Source organism: Acidobacteriota bacterium, assembly GCA_016716905.1.
Classification (GTDB): Bacteria; Acidobacteriota; Vicinamibacteria; order Vicinamibacterales; family SCN-69-37; genus SYFT01.
On record JADJUS010000015.1, the window covers coordinates 1 to 22,942 of the forward strand.

General features: G+C 64.6%; 19 protein-coding genes. 3 read left to right on the forward strand and 16 right to left on the reverse strand.

All coding sequences use genetic code 11. The features are described 5' to 3' along the window. The 7 genes from IPL75_14895 to IPL75_14925 all read right to left on the reverse strand — a co-directional run. On the reverse strand, window positions 1–607 hold a 607-nt coding region (locus tag IPL75_14895), incomplete at its 3' end, for a hypothetical protein (GenBank protein MBK9241510.1). A gap of 405 nt (window positions 608–1,012) precedes the next feature. Continuing rightward, window positions 1,013–1,561 (reverse strand): hypothetical protein, encoded by a 549-nt coding sequence (locus IPL75_14900; GenBank protein MBK9241511.1) that lies wholly within the window; start codon window positions 1,559–1,561, stop codon window positions 1,013–1,015. 111 nt (window positions 1,562–1,672) lie between these two features. Further along, a complete protein-coding gene (locus tag IPL75_14905; protein MBK9241512.1) occupies window positions 1,673–1,837 on the reverse strand; it encodes a hypothetical protein in 165 nt (54 codons plus the stop codon). A gap of 118 nt (window positions 1,838–1,955) precedes the next feature. Further along, window positions 1,956–2,726, reverse strand: coding sequence for a transcriptional regulator (locus IPL75_14910; GenBank protein MBK9241513.1), 771 nt, complete (start codon window positions 2,724–2,726; stop codon window positions 1,956–1,958). Beyond that, on the reverse strand, window positions 2,723–3,316 hold the full coding sequence (locus IPL75_14915) for a hypothetical protein (GenBank protein MBK9241514.1): 594 nt from the start codon (window positions 3,314–3,316) through the stop codon (window positions 2,723–2,725). Before IPL75_14915 ends, IPL75_14910 begins: the two co-directional genes overlap by 4 nt. A gap of 16 nt (window positions 3,317–3,332) precedes the next feature. Next, window positions 3,333–5,525: a catalase/peroxidase HPI gene (katG, locus tag IPL75_14920; GenBank protein ID MBK9241515.1), complete on the reverse strand. Its 2,193-nt coding sequence runs from the start codon at window positions 5,523–5,525 to the stop codon at window positions 3,333–3,335. Window positions 5,526–5,534: 9 nt separating this feature from the next. Further along, the gene (locus tag IPL75_14925) at window positions 5,535–7,478 is read right to left on the reverse strand and encodes a glycosyltransferase family 39 protein (GenBank protein ID MBK9241516.1); all 1,944 of its coding nucleotides are present in this window, start codon (window positions 7,476–7,478) and stop codon (window positions 5,535–5,537) included. A gap of 56 nt (window positions 7,479–7,534) precedes the next feature. Between IPL75_14925 and IPL75_14930 the strand changes: the two genes are divergently transcribed. After that, on the forward strand, window positions 7,535–10,600 hold the full coding sequence (locus IPL75_14930; protein MBK9241517.1) for a glycoside hydrolase family 127 protein: 3,066 nt from the start codon (window positions 7,535–7,537) through the stop codon (window positions 10,598–10,600). A 99-nt stretch (window positions 10,601–10,699) separates the two neighbouring features. On the opposite strand, the gene IPL75_14935 is transcribed toward IPL75_14930, so the two are convergent. The 4 genes from IPL75_14935 to IPL75_14950 form a co-directional block, all read right to left on the reverse strand. Then, window positions 10,700–11,362: a hypothetical protein gene (locus IPL75_14935; protein ID MBK9241518.1), complete on the reverse strand. Its 663-nt coding sequence runs from the start codon at window positions 11,360–11,362 to the stop codon at window positions 10,700–10,702. A gap of 32 nt (window positions 11,363–11,394) precedes the next feature. Continuing rightward, a complete protein-coding gene (locus tag IPL75_14940; GenBank protein MBK9241519.1) occupies window positions 11,395–13,431 on the reverse strand; it encodes a pyrroloquinoline quinone-dependent dehydrogenase in 2,037 nt (678 codons plus the stop codon). 61 nt (window positions 13,432–13,492) lie between these two features. Beyond that, complete coding sequence (locus tag IPL75_14945) at window positions 13,493–15,064, reverse strand: FtsX-like permease family protein (GenBank protein MBK9241520.1); 1,572 nt, start codon at window positions 15,062–15,064, stop codon at window positions 13,493–13,495. Window positions 15,065–16,079: 1,015 nt separating this feature from the next. Then, on the reverse strand, window positions 16,080–16,421 hold the full coding sequence (locus IPL75_14950; protein ID MBK9241521.1) for a PadR family transcriptional regulator: 342 nt from the start codon (window positions 16,419–16,421) through the stop codon (window positions 16,080–16,082). 111 nt (window positions 16,422–16,532) lie between these two features. On the opposite strand from IPL75_14950, the gene IPL75_14955 reads away from it, so the two are divergent. Next, the gene (locus tag IPL75_14955; protein ID MBK9241522.1) at window positions 16,533–17,651 is read left to right on the forward strand and encodes an ATP-binding protein; all 1,119 of its coding nucleotides are present in this window, start codon (window positions 16,533–16,535) and stop codon (window positions 17,649–17,651) included. Window positions 17,652–17,662: 11 nt separating this feature from the next. Here IPL75_14955 and IPL75_14960 read toward each other — a convergent pair whose 3' ends face one another. Next, on the reverse strand, window positions 17,663–18,259 hold the full coding sequence (locus IPL75_14960) for a DUF937 domain-containing protein (GenBank protein ID MBK9241523.1): 597 nt from the start codon (window positions 18,257–18,259) through the stop codon (window positions 17,663–17,665). A gap of 23 nt (window positions 18,260–18,282) precedes the next feature. Between IPL75_14960 and IPL75_14965 the strand changes: the two genes are divergently transcribed. Continuing rightward, on the forward strand, window positions 18,283–19,032 hold the full coding sequence (locus IPL75_14965; protein ID MBK9241524.1) for a viroplasmin family protein: 750 nt from the start codon (window positions 18,283–18,285) through the stop codon (window positions 19,030–19,032). Here IPL75_14965 and IPL75_14970 read toward each other — a convergent pair whose 3' ends face one another. From IPL75_14970 to IPL75_14985, 4 genes are all read right to left on the reverse strand, one after another. Next, entirely contained in the window at window positions 19,033–20,703 is a 1,671-nt protein-coding gene (locus IPL75_14970) for a D-aminoacylase (GenBank protein MBK9241525.1), read from the reverse strand. It lies immediately after the preceding gene. Window positions 20,704–20,780: 77 nt separating this feature from the next. Continuing rightward, entirely contained in the window at window positions 20,781–21,206 is a 426-nt protein-coding gene (locus IPL75_14975; GenBank protein MBK9241526.1) for an ATP-binding protein, read from the reverse strand. Window positions 21,207–21,215: 9 nt separating this feature from the next. Continuing rightward, window positions 21,216–22,028, reverse strand: coding sequence for an ATP-binding cassette domain-containing protein (locus IPL75_14980; protein MBK9241527.1), 813 nt, complete (start codon window positions 22,026–22,028; stop codon window positions 21,216–21,218). Next, complete coding sequence (locus tag IPL75_14985) at window positions 22,021–22,941, reverse strand: ABC transporter permease (protein MBK9241528.1); 921 nt, start codon at window positions 22,939–22,941, stop codon at window positions 22,021–22,023. Before IPL75_14985 ends, IPL75_14980 begins: the two co-directional genes overlap by 8 nt. Between the last annotated feature and the right edge of the window lies 1 nt (window position 22,942).

Below are 22,942 nucleotides of genomic sequence, written 5' to 3' on the forward strand. Positions count from 1 at the left end.
CATCCCGCACGGCTGCAGTACGTCGTTGACCCGCACACGATTCATCAGCCGGCCGGCGGTTTGTTGCGGGCGTTCCATCACCGATGGGCCACCTGTCGCGCATACCGATGGCGTCGACCGGCCAGTCGAAGGATACGTGTGGCCGCCACGGTGAAGCCCCACAACGCCAGACGGAGCGGGAAAACACTTTACGGGTTCGCCCTGAGCCCTCCGCATAGGCGCGCGCCGCGTCGGCCGTCAGGTCCAGCGCCTGCGAAAGAGACGCCGAGGCGGTCAGAAAACTCGGTAAGCCCGCGGAGGCATCTTCCGCATAGTCCAGCACGTCGTCGATGACCTGACACTGCATCAGAATCCGGAAGAGTGTGTCCACGTCGGCGTCGGTGGCCTCGCCGCGGTCCTGTTCACGGCCGTCAGGGTTCAACGCCATCGCGGCAGCCGTGGCCAGTGCCAGTCGCGCCACTCCTCCCGCATGAACGAACGGCGTCGAAACACCGTCGGTCGCCACCGACGGCCGGCCGCGCTGTTTCGAGGGCTCGAAGGCGATGCAGGTATTGCTGAACGCACACATCCAGCCCGCGCGTGCCAGCCATCGCCGGGTGGCCCGCATTCGGAAATGGCGGGGCCTTCCGGTCCCACACCGCATTGGCACATCCTTCAAAATCCGTGAACATCGCAAGCTCGGTGATTCTCCGCGAGCAGGGGCCGCGAATGGCGAAGGACATGGAGCGTGTCGAACGCCACAATGCCCAGCATGCGCAGCGGCGTCCGTGGCGAAGCGCGCAGAACAGCGGCAGGCTCCGAAGGAGGCATGCCACGGATACCACGGTGGCTCGCACTGGTCCGGCGTCAGACATGACAGAGCACCACTTCGCGAGGACACATCCAGCGGATCGGCAGCAGGTCACTGACACCGCGACTGACCACAAGCCTGCTCGAACCACGCTGATGGCTCAGGTAGCAATAGGGGTAAAGAGCGCCCCGGGAAAGAGGCGATCGCGATAGACGCCGCCCACTACCCGGAATCCATGCAGGTGCTCCAGCCAGACGAGGTCGTAACCTTCGTGCCGGGAATGTTTCCAGATCCGCGGGTTGTGTGCGCAGAGGGCAGCACGTCCGCTTCGGCAGGTGGCGCGCCTTCGGGTCCGGCAATCGCGATCACGCCTGCCATGCGCCACCCGTGCATTGGTGTCGTGATCCACTGCCCCGCCACGCACCACCGCATCGCAGACGCGGTCCATGCCGACGCGGCGGTCGCGGCCGCCGATCGCAAAGCATCGGCGCCACCTCGCCCAGCCTGCGCACAAGAGTCGGCGAGAGACCCGAGCTCGGTCGAACGATCCACCGTGTCGCCACCCAGCAACACCAGATCCGGCCCGGAGCGCTGCGCCGCCTCCACGACCTGCCCGCACAGCCGATCCGTGCGCCCATTCCTGAGATGAATGTCGCTGACATACAGCAGCCGGCATGCGTCGTGACGCGTGGACAAGCGCTCCTCGCGGACGTGCAGCGGCTGTTGCAACCCGATTTCAAGCAGCCCGCCAAGAACGCCTGTCGTGTTCATGCTGTAAGAGACGCCTGTGGCGGCTCGAATGCCGTCAGCAGGCCGTGAGCATTACGTGAGATGGGGGTGAGATGGTCGGGGTCCTGGGTCCTGGGTCCTGGAGTCCGGCGGTCACTCGCGACGTCTGAGGCCGCAGGCGAGGCCGAGGCCAAAGGTGGCGGCTTCGCCGAAGGCGAGGATGGCCCGCGACACGGGGCCGAAGTCCGGCTCGCCGATCAGCCTCCCCCAATGGTGCCAGCGTGGCGCGAGACCCTTCCACCGCGTCGGCAATCGCATGGATGGTGCCGCCCACGAGAGGAGATCCCGCAAGCGTCAACGCGAGGCCAGCCAGTCCACAGAGGACGCCGGTCAGGAGGGCCGAGCGCAGGCGGCGGACGGTCGCGAGCGCGACTCTTCATCCCCGCGGCTCCCCAATCACGACGCCCTCAAGCCCACCACCAACTTCGACGTCCACGCCGACCAGAGCGGCAAGCCCCAGCGCGCTATCCACTGGACCGCGACTCCGGCGATTCCGCCTCCCCAGTGCAGCGCCAGCCGTGCACGCCCAGACACGCTGCGCCCGCGCATGGGGTTCGGCCAGTGCCAGACCCGCTCCGACGCCGCCGCCACCCAACGCTCCGCACACGCCGCCGATCACCGCGAGGACGGGTGCAATCGCGATCGTGGCTGCGCTGCCGGGGGCGGCCGCGAGGATCAGGCCACCAAGACCACCGGCCGCGAGGCCGGCCAGCCCGCCACCCGTCGCTCCGCCAATCCAGTGCGGGTGCGCCACCTGAGCGTCGAGCGTGGCCGTGGCGCCCAGCGCGGCCTCGGCGACGCCCAGTGCGGCCTCGTTCGGGGGCGCAGCGTCCTCCTCTTCAATCACGTCCAGGACAAACTGGTAGCCGTGGCGTGAAACGGTGCGGATGAAGCGGGGCTCGCTTGGGTCGTCGCCCAACGTGCGGCGGATGGTGCGGACGGCCTGGCTGAGCGCGCTGTCCGAGACGTTGGCATCCGTCCAGACGCGTTCAAAGATCTCGCGGCGATGCACTGCCTCGTGACGCCGTTCGATCAGTAGCACCAGAAGATCAAAGTACCGGGGGATCAGCGGCACTTCACGTCCATCGCGAACGATCAGACGCCGCTGAGGCGAGAGCGTGAACTCGCTGAAGCGGTATCGAATCACGAGGGTGCGTTGTCTCCGCGCGCGCTCATGCGCTGCAGTGCCCGCTCGTTCGTCTTGTAGGACTGGTGCAGCAACGACGCCAGCACGGCGAGTGCGACCGCCATCATCAGCGGGAGCTGGAACATCTTGTCGGGCGGCAACACCATCCCCATCGCCATCGCGCCGACAGAAATGACACCGGCCATGATGGCAAACGGCAGTGATTTGTAGTACCACGCGTACGGAAAGAAATGCGCCCCCGTGATGATCGCGTAGGTCATCACGAAGTAGTCGGGGTCTTTCAGCATGACAAACACGAGGAACGGAAAGTAGAACAGCTGCGCAAAGTTGAGCCAGAGCCCCAGCGGCTCAAGCGGGTTATTGGCCACCTTCCAGTTCGTCTTGTAGACCTTGGACAGCGCAAACGCCAATGGAATGGTGATGCTGCCGACAATGAACGTGAAGACGCTCTTGTTGTACGCCGTAGACGACCAGCTCCAGATATAGGCGATGCACAGCCAGACAACGGTTGCAGAAGTGATGAAGTCAATCCCGTTCTTCGCCTGAACCGAAAGGTTCAGGCGAAGTCTGTCAAATTCTGCCTTCTGCATCGCCTGGCTCCCTTGTTCAGGCCACGTCGTACCGATCAAGGTTCATCACCTTGGTCCAGGCCGCCACGAAGTCACGCACAAACGTATCCTTCGCGTCGTCACACGCATACACCTCGGCAAGCGCTCTCAGCACCGAGTTGGAACCAAAGACCAGGTCGGCACGCGTACCGGTCCACGTCACCTTGCCGGTCGCGCGATCGCGGCCCTGGTAGACGCCGGCCAGATCCGCCGCAGGCTCCCAGATCGTTTTCATGTCGAGCAGGTTGACGAAGAAGTCGTTGGTCAGCGCACCAGGCCGCGCCGTGAACACCCCGTGTCTGGACTGCCCCACGTTCACATCCAGCACGCGCAGACCGCCGACAAGCGCGGTCATCTCGGGCGCGGTCAGTGTGAGCAACTGGGCCTTGTCCACCAACTGCTCCTCGGCCGACATGCCATGGGCCTTCCGGATGTAGTTTCGGAAGCCGTCAGACGCCGGTTCGAGTGGCGCAAAGGCTTCCACGTCGGTTTGGTCCTGCGATGCGTCCATGCGCCCCGGCGTAAAGGGCACCGTCACCTGGTGTCCAGCATCGCTGGCTGCCTTCTCCACGGCGGCGCTGCCACCGAGTACGATCAGATCCGCGAGCGAGACTTTCTTGCCACCAGACTGCGCAGCATTAAATTCCTGCTGGATCCGTTCGAGGACATCCAGCACCTTCCCCAACTGCGCCGGCTGATTCACTTCCCAAGATTTCTGCGGCGCCAGACGGATGCGCGCGCCATTCGCGCCCCCGCGCTTGTCGCTGCCGCGGAAGGTCGAGGCCGACGCCCACGCGGTCGAGACCAGCTGCGAAACCGTCAGCCCCGACGCGAGAACCTTCGCCTTCAACGCCGCGATGTCCTGCGCGCCGACGAGCGGATGGTCCACCGCCGGAATCGGGTCCTGCCACAGCAGGCTCTCTTTGGGCACCAGCGTGCCGAGATACCGCGTGGTGGGCCCCATGTCGCGATGCGTCAGCTTGAACCATGCACGCGCAAAGGCGTCTGCGAACTCCTGCGGGTGCTCGAAGAAGCGGCGCGAAATCTTCTCGTAGGCCGGATCCATTCTGAGCGCCATGTCTGCGGTGGTCATCATGGGAGCGTGCCGGATCGCGGGGTCGTGCGCATCAGGCACGGTGTTCGCGGCGACCGCGCCCTTCGGCGTCCACTGCTGGGCGCCCGCTGGGCTCTTCGTCAGTTGCCACTCGTACTTGAACAGCGTCTCGAAGTAGCTGTTGTCCCAGGTGATGGGCGTCGGCGTCCAGGCGCCTTCAATGCCGCTGGTGGTTGTGTGCACGCCACTCCCACTGCCCAACTTGTTCTTCCAGCCCAGGCCCTGCTCCTCGATGGGCGCCCCTTCGGGTTCCGGTCCCACCAGGGCCGGGTCGCCCGCGCCATGGGCCTTGCCGAATGTGTGCCCACCGGCGACAAGGGCCACCGTCTCTTCGTCGTTCATCGCCATGCGCTTGAACGTCTCGCGGATATCCCGGGCCGAGGCAATCGGATCCGGATTGCCATTGGGTCCTTCGGGATTCACGTAAATCAATCCCATCTGCACGGCGGCCAGCGGGTTCGACAGATCGCGATCGCCACTGTAGCGTTCGTCCGCCAGCCACTTACCTTCGGGGCCCCAGAAGATGTCTTCTTCGGGCTCCCACACATCGGCACGACCGCCGGCGAAGCCGAACGGCTTGAAGCCCATCGAATCCAGCGCGACATTGCCGGCCAACACCATCAGGTCCGCCCAGGAGATCTTCCTGCCGTACTTCTGCTTGAGGGGCCACAGCAGGCGGCGCGCCTTGTCGAGGTTGCCGTTGTCGGGCCAGCTGTTGAGGGGCGCAAAGCGCTGCGTGCCTGAACCGGCGCCACCGCGGCCATCGCCCACACGATACGTCCCCGCGCTGTGCCACGCCATCCGAATGAAAAACGGTCCGTAGTGGCCGTAGTCGGCGGGCCACCAGTCCTGCGAGTCTGTCATCAGAGCATGCAGATCCTTGACCAGCGCATCCAGATCCAGGCTCTGGAACTCAGCGGCGTAGTCAAACGCCTCTCCCATCGGGTTGGACAGCGAGGAATGCTGATGCAGGATGTGCAGATTGAGTTGATTCGGCCACCAGGTGGCATTTGCCGAGGCTCCGGCCGTGTGTCGGCGCGCATCGCCCGTTACGGGGCATTTTGAGTCGTTTGACATCCTTGAATTCTATCGCAGGCCGACCGGCGCCGTCGTGATGCGAACAATGCTGACCGCAAGATCACGTGAGTCGGCTGACTGCCCCAGAGCGCTCGGCTTCCACGTCTGGTCGTACTCGAGCCTGATTGAAGCGAGCAGACCACCCGACCGCGGAACCGTCACGGTGAAGGGCTGATGCGCGGCCGCATTCAACACCTCGATCTCACCGGTCGGCTTGCCATCCACCGACACTCGGATACGCGTGCGGCGTTCCGGGCTCGCAATGGCGTTGAGCCACAGCGTGACGTCGGTGTCCCGATCCGTGGGCACCGGCAGATGAAGGTCTGACGAAGCGGCAGTCGACCAGACCTCGGCCGGCCCTGGCGCCGGCGGCGCCGCCCACCCCGCACCCAGCCACCGCGCAAAGTCCGCATCGGTGGTATCGATCGACTCGCGAGCGAACCGGGCCACGACCTCCGCATTGTGTGCGAGCAGTCGCGACATCGTGAATCGGCGGCCCGCCGGGTCCTGGCCCGGCATCGTCACGTCTTCGTAGAGCAAGCCGCTGCCCGGTCCCATCAGCCACGGCTGCTTCCACCAGGTGCGGCCGAAGAAGAAACCGTTCATGCCGCGATCGCGAACGTAGTCGAGCATCCGGCCCTGTTCGATGGCCGGTAACACCTCGGAGTTGGCCAGCCCGTCGAGATTGACGGTCGTGAAGGGGGCAAACCAGCCCCACATGCCCGCATCGGAGTTGCCCACCACCGCGTCAGGAGGAAGGCTCGCCGCCACTACACGGATGCGGGCAGGTTCGGCAGCCTGGTCTGGCCACGGTCCGCGAGCCAGCACGTCACGTGCCTGGAACGAAAGGCCGAGGCCGATGAACACTGCCGCCGCGAAGGCCATGGACCGGCGAGGCAGCAGCGTCACGACCAGCGCCACCAACAGCATTGCCAGCGCGATGATTGGCGCCAGGTACCATTCGCGAATCACCAGCCGCCACGCGCCTCCCAGCAGCACCGCCGCCCCGTAGGCCAGGAGGGTCGCGACAAACGCTGCGCGCACCAGCGTCACGCCGTGCCGCCAGTACGCGATTGCGCCAAGGACACCCGCGATCGCCAGTCCCAACTGATTGACCAGCCCGAGCCGGTCGCCCAGCGTCCCGAGACTCGCCGCGAGTACGGCCGCGGGCCGTGTCGCCAGCACATCCAGAGACCCGTGAAACGCGTGGTAGCGCTGCTCCATCACGACAAACGCCCGGCCCGAGTCCTGCATCACACTGCCGAACACGACGACGTTGTAGATGAACCAGGGGGCCATGATGAGTGCGGCCACCACACCGGCTCGTACCAGGAGTCGAAGCGTGGCCAGAGGCTCACCACGATGCCGGATCAGAATGGCCACCCAGACGAGCACGGCCAAAAACGCGGCGTCTGTTCGGCTCAGGCATACGGCGGCGGTGATGACACCGAGGCGGATCGCATCAGGTGACGAGCCGACACCCCGTACAAATCCCTGCCACAACAAAAGACTTGTGGTGAACATCAGCAGGCCTGTTTCGAGGCCGTTCACCGCGTGCGTCAACACGATGGGATTGAGCGCCATCAGGACGCTGAAGGCCACCGCCACGCGGGCATCCCACAGGTGCTCCACGCAGCGCGCCAGCACGGCAATCGCCAACGCCGTCAGGATCGCGCCGGCGATGAGGACGTACACGAACGTGTGCCCCGACACGGCCAGCACGGGTGTGATGACCATGGCCCAAAGCGGATGAAAACCGTTCGTCCGCGTGAGGCCGTCGAACGAAAACCACCATCCATCGCGAATATGTTCTGCAACACCAAAGTAATAAAACGCATCGTCTGGCACGAAGCCGAGAAGACGGTCAGGATTTGTTGCGGCGAGGTACCCCACCCACAGGGATGAGGCAAAAGCGAAGGCGAGGGGCCATAACCACAGGAAGGCTCGCGTCACGCCAGCGGAGCCTATCATGGCGCTCCGCCTGCGTCGGGGCGCTTATAATCTCCCCCATGACCCGCGTCCTGCTTCCGCTCTTTCTGGCCGTCTCGACGATCGCGGCCGTTGTTGCCCAACAGGGAGCCCTGACCGGGCAGGCCGCTGGCCAGGGCGGCGACCAGTTTCTCGACGGCATCGGTGAGACCAGCCTGGTGGCCCGGTACGTGTTCAACGGCAACACCGAAGACTCATCGAGGAACCAACTGCATGCGACCATGCGTGGTACCGGTGCGGTGTTCGTTGATGATGGTGGGCGACGCGTCCTGCTCCTGACCGGCGCCGGCAGCCACGTGCAACTGCCGTCGGAGGCACTGGAAGGCGAGGATGCCATCGCGGTGGTGGGCTGGCTCTACCTGCCCACTCGTGCGACAGGGCCTGTTTTTGATTTTGGCCAGAACATCGACACGCGGCTGTTCGCGGTGGTTGATGCCCAGGGATTCCGCGCCTCAGCGGTGGTGGGCGGCAAGACACAGGGTGAGGCTCCGCCGAAGCCGGTGGTGGAGAACCAGTGGATTCACTTCGCGGTGGTCCTTGACCCGGCCACCAAAGTGTTGACGACGTACCTGGATGGCGTACGTGCGGGCCAGGCCACGGGAGTTGCGGTCACCCCGGAGCAGTTGGTTCCACAGGCGCTGTCGACCAACCGCCTGTTCCTTGGGCGAACGCAGGACGACAATGCGGCCACGCTCCATGGACGGCTCCGCGACGTGCGTCTCTATCGCATCGCGCTGGGTGATGAACCCATTGCCACGATCCGGCGCAACGCGCTGGCGGCGACGCAGACCGCGCAAGGTGGCGGTGGCCGCGGCCGCGGCGCGGCGCCGCAGATCTCCACCGCCAACATCCCGAAGGAATCTCCATTTGCCGGGAGGCTGACTGTGGTTCCGGACATCACTGTGGAAACGGTCGTCGGTACGTTGCCGCGACTGCCGGCGTCCATCCCCGCCACGTATGCGGGCGGTGTTGCCGGTGAGGCGCGTGTGATCTGGCCCTCACCCACCGACAATGCCGCAGTGCTGAAGGTGGGCACGTACACCGTGAGCGGCCTGGTGCCGGGCACTCGCTTTGAGCCGAAGGCCACGGTCATCATCAAAGTACCAGTCGGCACCACCACGCCGCCAGACCGGCTGGTGGAGGCGTTCCCGCTCAACCAGGTGGTGCTCGATCGCGACACACAGGGGCGCGACACGCCGTTCATCAAGAATCGCGACAAGTTCCTGCGCACGCTGGCGGCGACCAACCCTGACGCGTTTCTTTACAACTTCAGAGAAGCGTTTGGGCAGCCGCAACCGGCGGGCACGCGGCAGCTTGAAGGTTGGGACAACCAGACCACGCGGTTGCGCGGGCATGCAAGCGGTCACTACCTGACAGCCATCGCACAGGCCTATGCCAGCACCGGGTATGACCCGGCGCTGCAGGCAAAGTTCCTGACGAAGATGAACTATCTGGTGGACACGCTCTACGACTTGTCGCACAAGTCGGGCCGGCCGGCACAGGCGGGCGGGCCGTCAGTGGCCGATCCGACAGCGGTTCCGGTTGGCCCCGGCCGAGCGAGCTACGATTCAAACCTCAGGGCCGGCGCCGTTCGCACCGACTACTGGAACTGGGGCACGGGCTTCATCAGCGCGTATCCGCCCGACCAGTTCATCATGCTCGAGCGCGGCGCCACCTACGGCACACAGGACAGCCAGATCTGGGCGCCCTACTACACGCTGCACAAGATCCTCGCGGGCCTGCTCGACACCTACGAAGTGGCCGGCAACAAGAAGGCGCTTGAAATTGCACGTGGCATGGGCGGCTGGGTGCAGACGCGACTGAGTGCGCTGCCGACCGAGACGCGCATCAGCATGTGGAACCGGTACATTGCCGGCGAATACGGCGGCATGAACGAAGCGATGGCCCGCCTGTTCCGACTCACCGGCGAACGGCGCTTCCTGGACACGGCGAAGTTGTTCGACAACATCAACTTCTTCTATGGCAACGCGAACCGCGATCACGGTCTGGCCAAGGGCGTGGATACCATCCGCGGCAGACACGCCAACCAGCACATTCCACAGATCACGGGCGCACTCGAGACGTTCCGCAACACGAAGGAACTGCCGTATTACATGATCGCGTCCAACTTCTGGGAGATCGTCAACAGCGGTTACACCTACAGCATTGGTGGCGTGGCCGGCGCGCGCAATCCGAACAACGCCGAGTGTTTCCCCGTGCAGCCAAACACCCTCTGGGAGAATGGTTTCGCGTCAGGCGGTCAGAACGAGACCTGCGCCTCCTACAACCTGCTGAAACTCGATCGGCAGCTCTTCATGTACGACCAGACCGCGAAGTACATGGACCACTACGAGCGCGCGCTCTACAACCACATCCTGGCCTCGGTGGCTGAGCAGGACGCCGGCAACACGTATCACGTGCCGCTCAACCCGGGCGCGCAGAAGCGGTTCGGCAACGCGGACATGACCGGCTTCACGTGCTGCAACGGGACGGCGCTCGAAAGCCACACCAAACTGCAGGACACGATCTACTTCAGGAGCGCCAACAACTCGGCGCTCTACGTGAACCTCTTCATCCCGTCCACACTGACCTGGACCGAGCGTAAGGTGACCGTGCAGCAAGTCACCGACTTCCCCAACGCCGACACCACGAAACTGGTCATCAAGGGGTCGGGGCGGTTTGACGTCAAAGTGCGGGTGCCCGCATGGGCCACGCGCGGTGTTTTCGTGACGATCAACGGCCGCGACGAGGCGGTGAAGGCCGCCGCAGGCGGCTACCTGACGCTCGCGCGCACGTGGCGCGACGGCGACACGATCGAGGTACGGATGCCCTTCGGGTTCCACCTGGACCACGTGCCCGATCAGCCCAACGTGGCCAGCTTGCTCTACGGCCCGGTCCTGCTGGCTGCTGAAGAGCCCGCTGCGCGCACCGACTGGCGCCCGGTGGTGCTCGACGCCACCGACATCAGCCGGTCAATTACGGGCGACCCCGCCACGCTCCGCTTCTCGATTGCCGGCGTGGCGTTCAAACCGTTCTACGAAACCTACAGCCGGCACTCGGTCTACTTGCACGTCACGTTCAAGTAACGCCCTCGGCCTTGAGGAACAGGCCGAGCTACGTACGGACTGGTCTCGGGCCATTACGTAGCTCGGCCTGTTCCTCAAGGCCGAGGATTGTCGCCGGGTCTAAAGACCCGGCCTCCGAGGACCGACCTTCACCACATCCAGCCGCAGCATCTGGCCGTCCAGTGGCTTGTCGGTGACACCCGCGATGATCTGCATGCGATCGGCGCGATCGGGTTCGGCATTGTCCATCTGCCGGTTGTTGCCATCCACAACGCGCACCGTGACAGTGGCGCCGGCCGCCATCGGAATGGTGGCCTCGAAGTCTTCCTTGTAGATCGTGTGGCTCACCTTCGGGTAGTGATTCAGCCAGTACGTCTGCTTCGGCTCTGACACGTCGATGTGCCAGGCGGACCAGTCTTTCTGACGGATCGCGCCTCCGACTTGATAGTACGGATGCGCGGCGTCCGGTGTCTCGCCTCCCAGAATCGTTGTCGGTTCAAACAGGCCGCGGATCCGCAGGCGCACGTCGTAGACGCTGCCCGCCTTGCTGCCGATCGTGACTGGTTTCTCGATGAGTTGTGCGTGAATGCACGTGTCGGGCTGCGGCAGGTGCTCACCAGTGCACACGTCGTGCATGAACAACTGATGCAGGCCTTTCGCCACGCCGTCAGGATCACCCGACGAGGACACCTGTCCGGACACAGAAGCCAGCCCGACGGCGGCGATGAATACCGGGAAGATCAGTACGGCAAGGCGCGAAAGACCCGAAGTGGAGTGAGACATCCGCAGAAGACTGGGCGATCCGCCGACCGGAGTCAAGGGAGTCGGCGGAGCGAAGGGCGCACGGCGCGCGGGGCGACCTTGGGCAGCGCAAAGGCCACCACGTAGTCGCCGAGGGTGGAACCCAGCCCCGCATGTCCGCCGGCGGCAATGACCACGAGCTGGCGGCCGCCGTGGCGCACGCGATAGGTCATGGGCGTGGCTTGCGCCGACGCCGGAAGGTCACGCTCCCACAACAACTGGCCCGTAGTGAGGTCGAAGGCGCGAAAACGGGAATCAAGCGCGCCGGCGATGAACACCACGCCGCCCGTGACGAGCGGCCCCCCGAGATTCGGGGATCCCCAGGCCTTCGGTGTGGGAAACCCGGTGATGTCGCGGAGTCCGCCGAGTGGCGTCTCCCACCGCACCGCGCCAGTCTGAAGATCGACTGCGTGCAGCATGCCCCACGGCGGCGCAATGCACGGAATCCCGAGTGGAGACACGAGAGGCTCGCGTTTGACCACGTACGGAGCCGGCGCCTGCCGCGCCACCGACATCTTCGCGTTGGGGTCCACCACCGACGCGCCCGCATCGGCCACCGGGATCAGGGTGGTCACCATCGGCACATTGTTGGTGTTGGCGAAGAGCACGCCGCTTGCCTGGTCAAACGCCACGCCGCCCCATTCCATGCCGCCAAGGAATCCTGGCACCACCACGCTGCCGCGCAGGCTCGGTGGTGTGTAAACACCCTCGGACCGCAGGCCTGCCAGCGTCGAGCGGCACGCCGCCCGATCGATGGGCGTCAGGCCCCACGCGTCGAGCGGGCCGAATGACTGCGGCGCGAGCGAACGCGGCAGCACCGGGAATGGCTGCGTGGGCGATGCCATCTCTCCAGGCACGTCACTGGCCGGCACCGCCCGTTCAACTACCGGGAACAGGGGTTCTCCCGTTTCGCGATGCAGGACGAAGATGTGCCCCGTCTTGGTCGCCTGTGCCACGGCCGGCACCGCCACGCCGTTGCGCGTCACGGTAATGAGTGCGGGGGGTGTGGGCAGGTCGTAGTCCCAGAGGTCGTGGTGCACCACCTGGAAGTGCCAGACTTTTTCGCCCGTTGAGCCCCGCAGGGCGACGAGCGAGTTCGCGTACAAATTGTTGCCGGGCCGAAACCCGCCCCAGTGATCGGGACTGGCGCTGCCGGTGGGCACAAACACCAGATCGCGGGCCTCATCAGCCACGAGCGTCGCCCACGCGTTCGCAGCACCCGTGGCGACAACGGCCTCGCCGATTCTTTCCCCTGGCAGCGTGGAGAGCGGCTCCCACTTCCACAGCAGCTTTCCCGTACGCGCATCAAAGCCGCGGACCAGTCCGCTCGGCGAGTCCGCGAACTGGCTGTCGAAGATGGACGAGCCGACCACGACTACGTCACCCACCACGGTCGGCGGCGCCGTCTGTTTATAGATGTGGCGCTTGCCTTCGATCAACGCCACACCTCCACCCAGATCAATTTCACCGGCCGCGCCAAAGTCCATGCAGCGCAGTCCGGTCCGGGCATCGAGCGCGAATAAGCGTGCGTCGAAGGCGGCGAAGAAGATGCGGCGACTGCACGGCTCAGTCGATGGTCGCACTCGGTCGAGCCAGGTCGAGACGCCGCGCGAAGTGGTCATGCTCTGCCGGGCATTGTCCCGATCGATGTGTGCGTCGAAGACCCACAGGCGGGTGCCGGTTTCGGCGTCGATAGCATGGACGCGGCTGAACGGAGATGAGATGAAGAGGATGCCGTCCACCATGACGGGCGTTGCTTCGAATGCGCTTCCCGCCGTGTCACCATGGCCGTCGTCTACATCGCCGGTGCGGTACGTCCACGCGACTTCGAGTCCGCGGACGCGTGCGGGAGTGATGTCGCCCAGAGGCGAAGCGTGCGTGGCGCCCACACCATCCGCGGTGGGCCAGTCGGCGACCGCCCCGTCAAGCGGAGTGGACGACCAAGCGCGGGCCGACGGCGGCGGTGTGAAGGTGCCGGCCCAGGCCACCGAGATGAACAGCGCGAACGCGAGGATATGGCCCCCTCCGCGTTCGGTCAGCCGGATGGGCATGCCGAACTTTAGGCGGGCGCGACCGACGGGGCTGTTCAAAACAGCACGGCTTTACTGGGCATCAAGTCTTGCGCAGGCTGACGATCGGGTCGATGCGGGACGCGCGACGGGCGGGGATCCATGCCGCCACGAAGCCTACCACGCTGAGGAGTGCCGCGACGCCAAGGTACACGGACGGATCGGCCGGCGTGACCTGAAACAGCAGCGCGGCAAACCCGCGCGATAGCCACCAGGCGATGGGCAGTCCGAGGGCGAGTCCAATCAGCAGGTGTCGCCACGCCAGCGCCATGACACCGCGCTGGATTCGCGACGGCGTTGCGCCAAGGGCCATCCGCACACCAATCTCTCGCGTTTGCTGTGCGACGAACGACGCCATCACTGCATAGACGCCTGCGGCACCGATGAGTACGCCGACGATGCCAAAGAGGGCCATCAGTCCGCCGTTGAATCGCCGCACTGCGGTGATTCGCTGCACGGCCGCGTCAGCCACGAACACGAACGGTTCCAGAGCCGTCGGGGCCAGAGACTTGAGCGCCTCGTTCACCAGGGGCACCATCGCATCGGCAGGCCCGGTCGTCCTGACGAACAAACTGGCGAATACGCGCTTCGCGTTCGGGGCGCTCGCGAAGTACGCCGAGTGTTGATAGGGGTCTTCCGCGCCTCGCGCGAAAACGTGGGCGACCGTGCCGGTCACGGTAAACACCCCTTTCGGCTCGGTCGCGCGCACCTGCCGTCCTACGGGATTCTCGTCACCAAACAGCTGACGAGCGATGTGCTCGTCGAGCACGATTGGCAGCACGTCTCGCTCGGTGCCGGCCGCCCAGGTGGCGCCCCGACGGAACGCCACGCCGGCCACCTCAAAGTAGTTGGGTGTCACGCGATATTGCAGCGTCTCGAGCGGCGAGTCGGCGCCGACCGCAGGCAAACCATCAGCGCGTTCCAGTTTTGTGGTGTGCCATGCGCCGCTGTACGCGCGGCCGATGAGCGGTAAAGATGCCGCTGTGGACCGGGCCACCCCCACCACACCCGGCAAACTGCTCAGGCGCTGCTCAACTTCGTCCACGGTCCCCCGGAACTCCAGGCGTGGGCTCACGGCCAGCAGATTCGTGCGCTCAAGCCCCAGGTCTGTGCCGACGACCCGAATGAGGCTGACCACAAAGAGCCACGACACCACCATGAGAACCGCAACGGTGGCGACCTCTGCCGTCAGGAACACACTGCGCCAGCGGCGACGACCTGTCGAGGTTGCGCCCTCCGCATCCTTGAGCAGGCTCGACACCGGTGCGCGGGACGTCTGCCACGCCGGCACAAGCGACACCAGCACGCCGGTCACAATGGCGGTAGCGATCGCCGCCGCAAACACTCGCCCATCGAGAGCAATCGTTGATGCTCTGAACATACTGGGCAGCGTGGCTTCGATGGCGACTTTCGCCAGTCGTACGCCGGCCAGCGACAACAACAGCGCCGCCATGGTCGCGCCGCCTGACAGGAGCAGGCCCTCGGTCAGTACAGACGCAGCAATCTGGAGGCGCGAGGCCCCCAGCGACGCGCGGATCGCCAGTTCCTGTGAACGCCCTGCCGATCGCGTGAGCATCAGGTTGGCCGCATTCACGCACGCGATCAGCACGACCATGGCGGCCGCACCAAGCGCCATCAGCATCCAGCGACTGAATGGCGCGATGTACTGATCGAGCAGCGGCTTCACTTCCCGGGCGCCAGTCCGTCGTCCCGATCAGGCGCTGTACGTCGTCGGCAACCTGGGCAGGCGTCACACCCGGGCGCAGGCGCGCGAGAATTCCGCCAACTCTTCCGTCACCGGCCCTGGCCACCACGTGGGGAACCCAGATTGCACCAGTCGTCAAATCGAGTCCATCACGATCACTCGCGGCGGACAGGACACCAATGATGCGATAGGTGTGTCTGCCCACCGACGCCGTCTCGCCAAGAATTGATGAATCGCTGTTCAGGCGCTCTCGCCAGAAGCGGTGGCCCAGGACCGCGACCCCGGTCTCTCCCTTGTTCTCATCGTCCAGGGTCCAGAGCCGGCCGATGGCCGGTGACCAGCCCAACATCGGAAAGATATCGGCGCCCGCCTGGTAGAGGGACTGTTGTTCGGACACGCCTCGTATGCTCAGCGTCTCGCCGCTGAGCGTGAACCGGGCCGTCAGGTGCGCGACACTCCCCAGATTGTCGCGCAGCCGCCAATACCCCTCCGGCGTGATACGCGCCTTGAATTGATTGTCCCACGTAGGAATCGTGACCAGCCGCTCCGGCTGTTCAACGGGGAGCGGCCGAAGGATCACGGCGTCCACCACCGAAAACGTGATGGTGCCGACCGTCACACCAATGGCCAGGACCAGGACGATGAAGATTGACTGAGCGGATCCGGCGCGGAGGGCGCGCATCGCATCGCGGAGCGTCAAACCTGCTGTTCGGAATCCACGAGGGGCGCCTGACAGCAACGCGATCCCAATCACGCGCAACACGTTCAGGTTCACCCACAATGCGGGCAGGCGGGGTCTGCGACCAGCCGCATTCCGCTCGGCCAGTTCCTCAAGGACGTCACCAATAGCGGCGGTCGCCTCGTCGCGCGACGAGGCCACGCTCAGGAGCCGGACGAGGACGCGGGCTGGAGTTGGCGTCATCACTCACCTCCGCTTGAGCACGCCCTCGAGGCCGACGAGCATGGTGTCGATCCGTCCGAGTGATTCCTGAACGGCCTTGACGCCAGACGCCTTGACCTCAAAGAACCGCTTCGGCCGGCCGCCCCGCTCCGGCGTGGGATCGCCGTAGGAAGAACGGACGAGGTCTTTGTCTTCCATACGACCCAGTGTGATCAGCACTGCGGCTCTGGACACTTTGCGACCTGTTCTCGTCTCGATATTTCGCGTCACCGCCAGCGGATACGCGGCCTCACCGAGACTCATCGTCGCCAGCAGCACCAGCAGTTCGAATTCGCCCAGCGGCGGGGCCAGATTGCGTGTCGGCATAAAGTGGTAACAAAGTTACCATGAAGGTCAAGCACCCGTACGATTTGCCCATGTGTCTAAATTACTCACTTGTATTTTTGACACATAGTCACAATAGTCATACGCTGGCGCATGGCATCCCACGGGCGCTACCTGTTGCCTCAGGTCAAGAAGGATCTCACCCGGAAGATGGTCTTTGTTTCCGGCCCACGACAGGTCGGCAAGACCACCATGGCGCGGGCCCTGCCCGGCGGAAAGACGGGGTATCTCACCTGGGACGACGCGGAAGACCGTGAGCGGATTCTCACGCAGCAGTTGCCATCGTCCACGCTCTGGATCTTCGACGAGTTGCACAAATACCGTCAGTGGCGCAACTACCTGAAGGGGCTGTACGACAAGCGACGGGCGCGTCAGCGCATCCTCGTCACGGGAAGTGGCCGTCTCGACTTCTATCGATTCGGCGGCGACTCGCTCCAGGGCCGCTACCACCTCCTGCGCCTGCATCCCTTGTCGGTCGCCGAGCTGCGGCTGAAGTCTCAGGGCGACCTTGGCGACCTGCTCACACTTGGAGGTTTTCCCGAACCGTACTGGAGCAGTTCCGAAGTGGAGGCCCGGCGCTGGTCGCGCGACTATCGCACGCGGCTCATCCGCGAGGACGTGGCTGGCCTGGAGCGGCTGCACGATCTGGGGCACCTCGAACTGCTCATGCTGCGTCTGCCTGAGCTCACCGGTTCCCCGCTGTCGATCAATGCCGTTCGTGAAGATTTGCAGGTGGCACACAAGACGGTGGCCAATTGGCTTGACGTCCTCGAACGCCTCTATGCCATCTTCAGGCTCTCGCCGTTCGGTGCCCCGCGCATCCGTGCGGTCAAGAAGGAACAGAAGCACTACCACTGGGACTGGACACTCGTGCAGGCCCCCGGTGCCCGCTTCGAGAACCTGGTGGCCTCACACCTCCTCAAGTGGGTGCATTTTCGGCAGGACACGGAAGGGCGTGACGTTGACCTTCGCTATTTCCGGGACCACGATCGTCGCGAGGTGGACTTCGTCGTGGTTGAGGGCCGAACCCCGGTGCTGATGGTGGAATGCAAACTCGACGACGCGCCCGTGGACCCCGGGTTGCGGTATCTGAAAGCCAGGTTTCCCGGGTGCGATGCGTGGCAGATTCACGCGAAAGGCACCAAGGACTACCAGACGGCCGAGGGCATCCGTGTGGCACCGGCCGTGACGCTGCTGAAAACCCTGGTCTGACGTCTCCGTGTTTATCCCCGGAGCTTACCGAGCATCCCCATGATGTCGTCCAGGGGATTGCCATCGCCGTCAAGGTCGAGCATTGACGCAATGCCGCCGCCCGATTTCCGGCCGCCGCCACCGGACGCGTTTCCGCCCAGCAGTCCACCAAGCAAGTCGCCCAGACCGCCGCCCATCGAAGACGGCATGACGCTGCCCCCGCCGCTTTGCTGCTTCGAGATAAAGCCGCCCACGAGCATCGCGAGCATCGGCAGCATCTTCTTGAGCAGCGACGGATCGAGTCCTGACTGCGATGCCGCGTTCTGTGCGACCGCGCGGCTCACGTCTTTCGATCCGAAGATCTGCCCAAGCACGTCATTGCCGCGCGCCACATTCGTCGGCTGCGCTCCCAGCACATCGTCGAGCAACCCACCACCACCGAACTGGTTGAGCAATCCGCCCAGGCCTTCGAGGCCAGACGACTGCCCCTGCGCCTGTTTCTTGAATCCGCCGAGGATGGCGGGCGCGAGGGCGTCGGCGCCACTGGCCACTTGCGCTTCGCTCACACCAAGTTCGCGCGCTATCGACTGAAGTCCGCCCATCTGGGCGAGAATGTCTGTGATCTGCATTACGTCTCTCCTACAATCGCTTGATGCCTGTCGTTCCCGACGTTTCAACCCGCACGATTATCTTCTGCGATGGCGCCACGAAAGGGAACCCTGGACCAGGCGGCTGGGGCGCGGTGGTGGTGACGCCGGATGGCCGCGTGACGGAACTGGGCGGTGCGATTCCCCACACGACCAACAACCGGATGGAGTTGACGGCGGCGATCAGCGCACTCGAGCGTGTGCAGTCGGTCGGCGGCCCACTGGACGTGTATACAGACTCCACATACGTCATCAAGGGCATCCGCGAGTGGATCTGGGCCTGGCGCCGGCGCGGATGGAAGACCGTGGAAGGCAACGACGTGCTCAACCGGGATCTGTGGGAAGTGATGTCGGCGCTGGTCCAGGCGCGCGGCACCTCTGTTATCGAATGGCACTATGTCCGAGGACACGTGGGCACGCCCGGCAACGAACGGTGTGACGCCATTGCGGATGGCCTTGCAAGGCACGCCCAGGTGAACCTGTACTCAGGCACCCTTCTGGGGTACGACGTCGATATTTCCGATGTGCCCGCGGACACGGCGGTACCGGTGCGAAGCGCAGGCCCTCGCAAGGAGAAGGTCGCCGCGCATTCATACGTCAGCGTGGTGGACGGCCGGCCGACCCGTCACGCCACCTGGGCCGAATGCGAACGCCACGTGAAGGGCCGCTCCGGCGCCAAGTTCAAGAAGTCCGTCAGCGCGGCTGATGAGGCCGCCATCCTGCGAAGCTGGAACGTCGACCCTTCCGATCTCTGATCACCGCTTCGTTGCGCCGGGGCCCTGAACGACGCGCCCGGGTGTGGCGTCGGTATGGACGCCATCTTTCAGGACGGGCACGCCGTTGACGAGTACGTGGACCATGCCGGTCGAATACTGGTGCGGCTTCTCGTACGTCGCGAGGTCTTCGACCTTCGCGGGATCAAAGACCGCAACATCCGCGAAGTACCCCGGCGCCAGACTCCCCCGCTTCTCGATGCGCAGCACCTTGGCGGGCTGTGAGGTCAACTTTCGTACGGCCTCCTGCAGCGTGAACACGCCCTCGCGGGTGTAGCGGCCGATGACGCGGGCGAAGCTGCCGTACGCCCGAGGGTGGGTGCTCGACTTCAGAAAGACACCTTCGGGCGCCATCGAGCCCGCGTCGGAGCTGAAGCTCATCCAGGGCAGCGCCATCTGGCGGCGGACATTCTCTTCCGACATCAGGAAGTACACGACCTGCACGCGGCTGCCGTCCTCGATCACCAGATCGATCGCGGTGTCTTCGGGCGACTTGCCTCGAGACTTCGCGACCTCGGCCAGTGTCTTGCCGGTGAGCGGCTTCAGCGCCTCGTTCTTGAAGCCGACAAGTAGCGTGCCCTCAGCGCCTGCAGCCAGATACAAGTTCTCCCACTCCGTGGTGCGCGTGGTCATCTCGCGGAGCACGCGTGGCCTGATCTTTGGGTCCTTGAGTCGGTTGGTCCAGGCCGTGTGGCCACCCTCCTGCACCCACGGCGGCATCGCCGCATCCAGCCCAGTGGACCCAGCCGTGTAGGTATACATGTCGGCGCTGATCTCCAGGCCTTCTGCCCTCGCGGACTCCACCTTCCGAATCACCTCATCGAGCTTGGTCCAGTTCTCTTTGCCTGCGGCCTTAAGGTGGTAGATCTCGGCCGGCACCTTCGCTTCGCGTGCAATCGTGATCAGCTCGTCCACCGCTTCCAGCAGTCGATTCCCTTCGCTGCGCATATGCGAGATGTAGATGCCGCCGTGTTCCCCCGCGACGCGCGCGAGTGCGACGAGTTCTGGTGTCTTCGCGTAGAACGCCGGCGCGTAGATCAGAGACGACCCAACGCCCAGCGCTCCTTCCTTCATGGCCTGGGCGACCAGGCCGCGCATGGTATCGAGCTCCGCCGGGGTCGGCTCGCGGTTCGCCTCGCCAAGCACGTGCGTCCTCACGGTGGTGGCGCCGATGAACGACGCGATGTTCGTCGAAACTCCCTTCGCGACCAGATGGTCCAGATACTCCTTGAGCGTCGTCCACTCGATGGCGTATTTGATGTCGCCTTGCTGCTCGACGATTTCGGTCTTCATCGCAGCGGTGAGCGGCCCGCCCGACGTGCCCTCGCCAAACACCTCGAGCGTCACACCCTGACGAATGTCGCTCTGCGAGCGGCCGTCGGCCAACAGCGGCGTGCCCGCCCAGCTCAACATGTTGATGAAGCCGGGTGCGACGGCCAGTCCCTTTGCGTCGATCTCCGTCCGGCCCTTGGCGTCCCCGATCGCGCCGACGGCCACGACCGTGTCCCCGTTGATCGCCACATCGCCCGTGACCGGCGCCCCACCACTGCCGTCGTAGATGGTCCCGTTGCGGATGAGGACGTCGTATTCGACAGGCCCGGCGCAGGCAGATGTCGTCAGGACAACCATAAACACGGTGGCCAGGTGGCGCATGGGTGAGAGCCTATCCCATCAGCGACCGCCGACGGTGCGGAAGCCGACGTCTTCGCCCAGGCGCACCGCAGCCCAAGCTAGGACACTGCGGTCAGGTGCTTGGTGAGCGTCAGCACGTTCTTGTCCCCTTCGCGGCGATATTCGAGGTCGTCCATCATCTCGCGAACGATGTGCAGGCCGAGTCCGCCGATGCGTCGCTCTTCGACCGGAGCGTCAAGGTCAGGCGTCGGAACGGTGAGGGGGTTGAACGGCTGCCCGCCATCGGTCACTTGGGCACGCAGCACCTCCCCATCCAGGCTCAGGCGTACGACGATTGGGTGCTCCTGCGCGTCGGAGAATGCGTAGGAAATGACGTTGGTGACGACTTCGTCAAGCGAGAGGTTGACTGCGAACATCACTTCGTCTGTGAGCTCGTGCTCGACGCCGAACGCTTCAACAGCAGCCGCCAGGCGCTCGATGTCCTTCAACCGGCTTGTGAGCGTCAGCGTCAGATCGGTGCTCACGGCCACGCCTCAGACATAGAGACGCCGCAACATGTCGGCAGCGGATTCGTCGAGCTGGTCGGCGCGGCGGATGTCTTCGAAACGGGCCAGCAGTTCGTCGGCTCTGAGGCGGCGCTTCTCGGCACCTCTGAAGTCGTGCAGCACGGCGCCGCGATGCATCATGACAAGGCGATCACCGAGATGGGCCGCCTGCTGCATCGAGTGAGTCACCATCAGCGTGGTGAGCCCGTCGCGGGCCACAATCTCCTCGCTGAGTGCGATGACCTGGTCGGCGCTTTTGGGATCGAGCGCGGCCGTGTGCTCGTCGAGCAACAACAGACGCGGCTTCAGCCACGTGGCCATCAGCAGCGTCAACGCCTGGCGCTGTCCGCCCGACAGGCTGCCGATCGCGTTGTCGAGCCGATCCTCCAGGCGCATGTTGAGACGCCGTACGCGGTCACGGAACTCGTCGCGCATCTTCGGGGTCAACGCCCACGACAGTCCCCGGCTCTTGCCCCGGCGGGCGGCGAGCGCGAGATTTTCTGCGATGGTCATCGAGGGTGCGGTGCCGCTGAACGGATTCTGAAACACCCGGCCGATCATCGAGGCCCGCCGATGCTCGGGCCACGACGTGACGTCGGTGCCGTCGATCGACAGTGTGCCGGAATCCACGATGAACGTACCGGCGACGGCATTGAGGAATGTGGACTTGCCGGATCCATTGCCGCCGATGACGATGACGAAGGAGCCTTCTTCAATTGTCAGATCGACGCCCTGAAGCGCACGTACTTCGTTCGGCGTCCCTGGGTTGAAGGTTTTGACGATGCGGCGGACGTCAAGCATGTTTCTGCCCCATCTTGCGCATCATGCCTGGCAACACCAGTGCCGCGAACACAAACGCGGCGGTGATCAGTTTCAAGTCATTCGGATTCAATCCGCCCCGGAGCGCGATCGCCACAAGGAGCCGGAACAGCACCGACCCCATGATGGCGCCGGTGATGACGTAGCCGAGTTGGCGGACACCCACGAGCGCCTCACCAATGATGATGCTCGCGAGCCCCCACACCACCATGCCGATGCCCATCTGCACGTCGGCAAAGCCCTGATACTGCGTGAGCAGTGAGCCGGCGGATGCAATCAGTCCGTTCGAAAGTGCCAGCCCAAGCACAATCATGGTGTTCACATTCACACCCAGTGCACGAATCATCTGATCGTTGTCACCGGCCGCCTGCATCGCGGTGCCAAGGTTCGTCCTGAAGAACAGGTACAGGGCCAGTCCGAAGACCGCCGCCACGAGCAGCGCGAGCAGGAGCACCGAAATGTCGCGCGTGGCCACTTCCCAGCCGATGAGGTTCACGTTGTCAGCGCCGAGCAGGCTGACGCCCCACCCTTCCGCGAGGGACGCAACCGTTCGTTCCGACATCAAGGGCACGTTGCTTTTGCCCATGATGTGCAGGTTCACGGAGAAGAGCGCCGTCATCACGAGGATGCCCGAGAGCAGCCGATTGATTCCGAAGCGCGTGTGGATCACACCCGTCACCGTGCCCGCCAATGCACCTGCAGCAAACGCCGCCATCGTCGCGAGTCCAGGATGCACTTGCGCCACAAGGAGGACAGCCGTCACCGACGCGCCAAGCGTGACCGAACCTTCAGCCGTAATGTCGGGAAACGAAAAGATGCGGAAGCTGATGAACACGCCGAGCGCGAGGAGCGACAGGATGAGTCCAATGGTGACGGCGCCGATCAGGAGCAACATG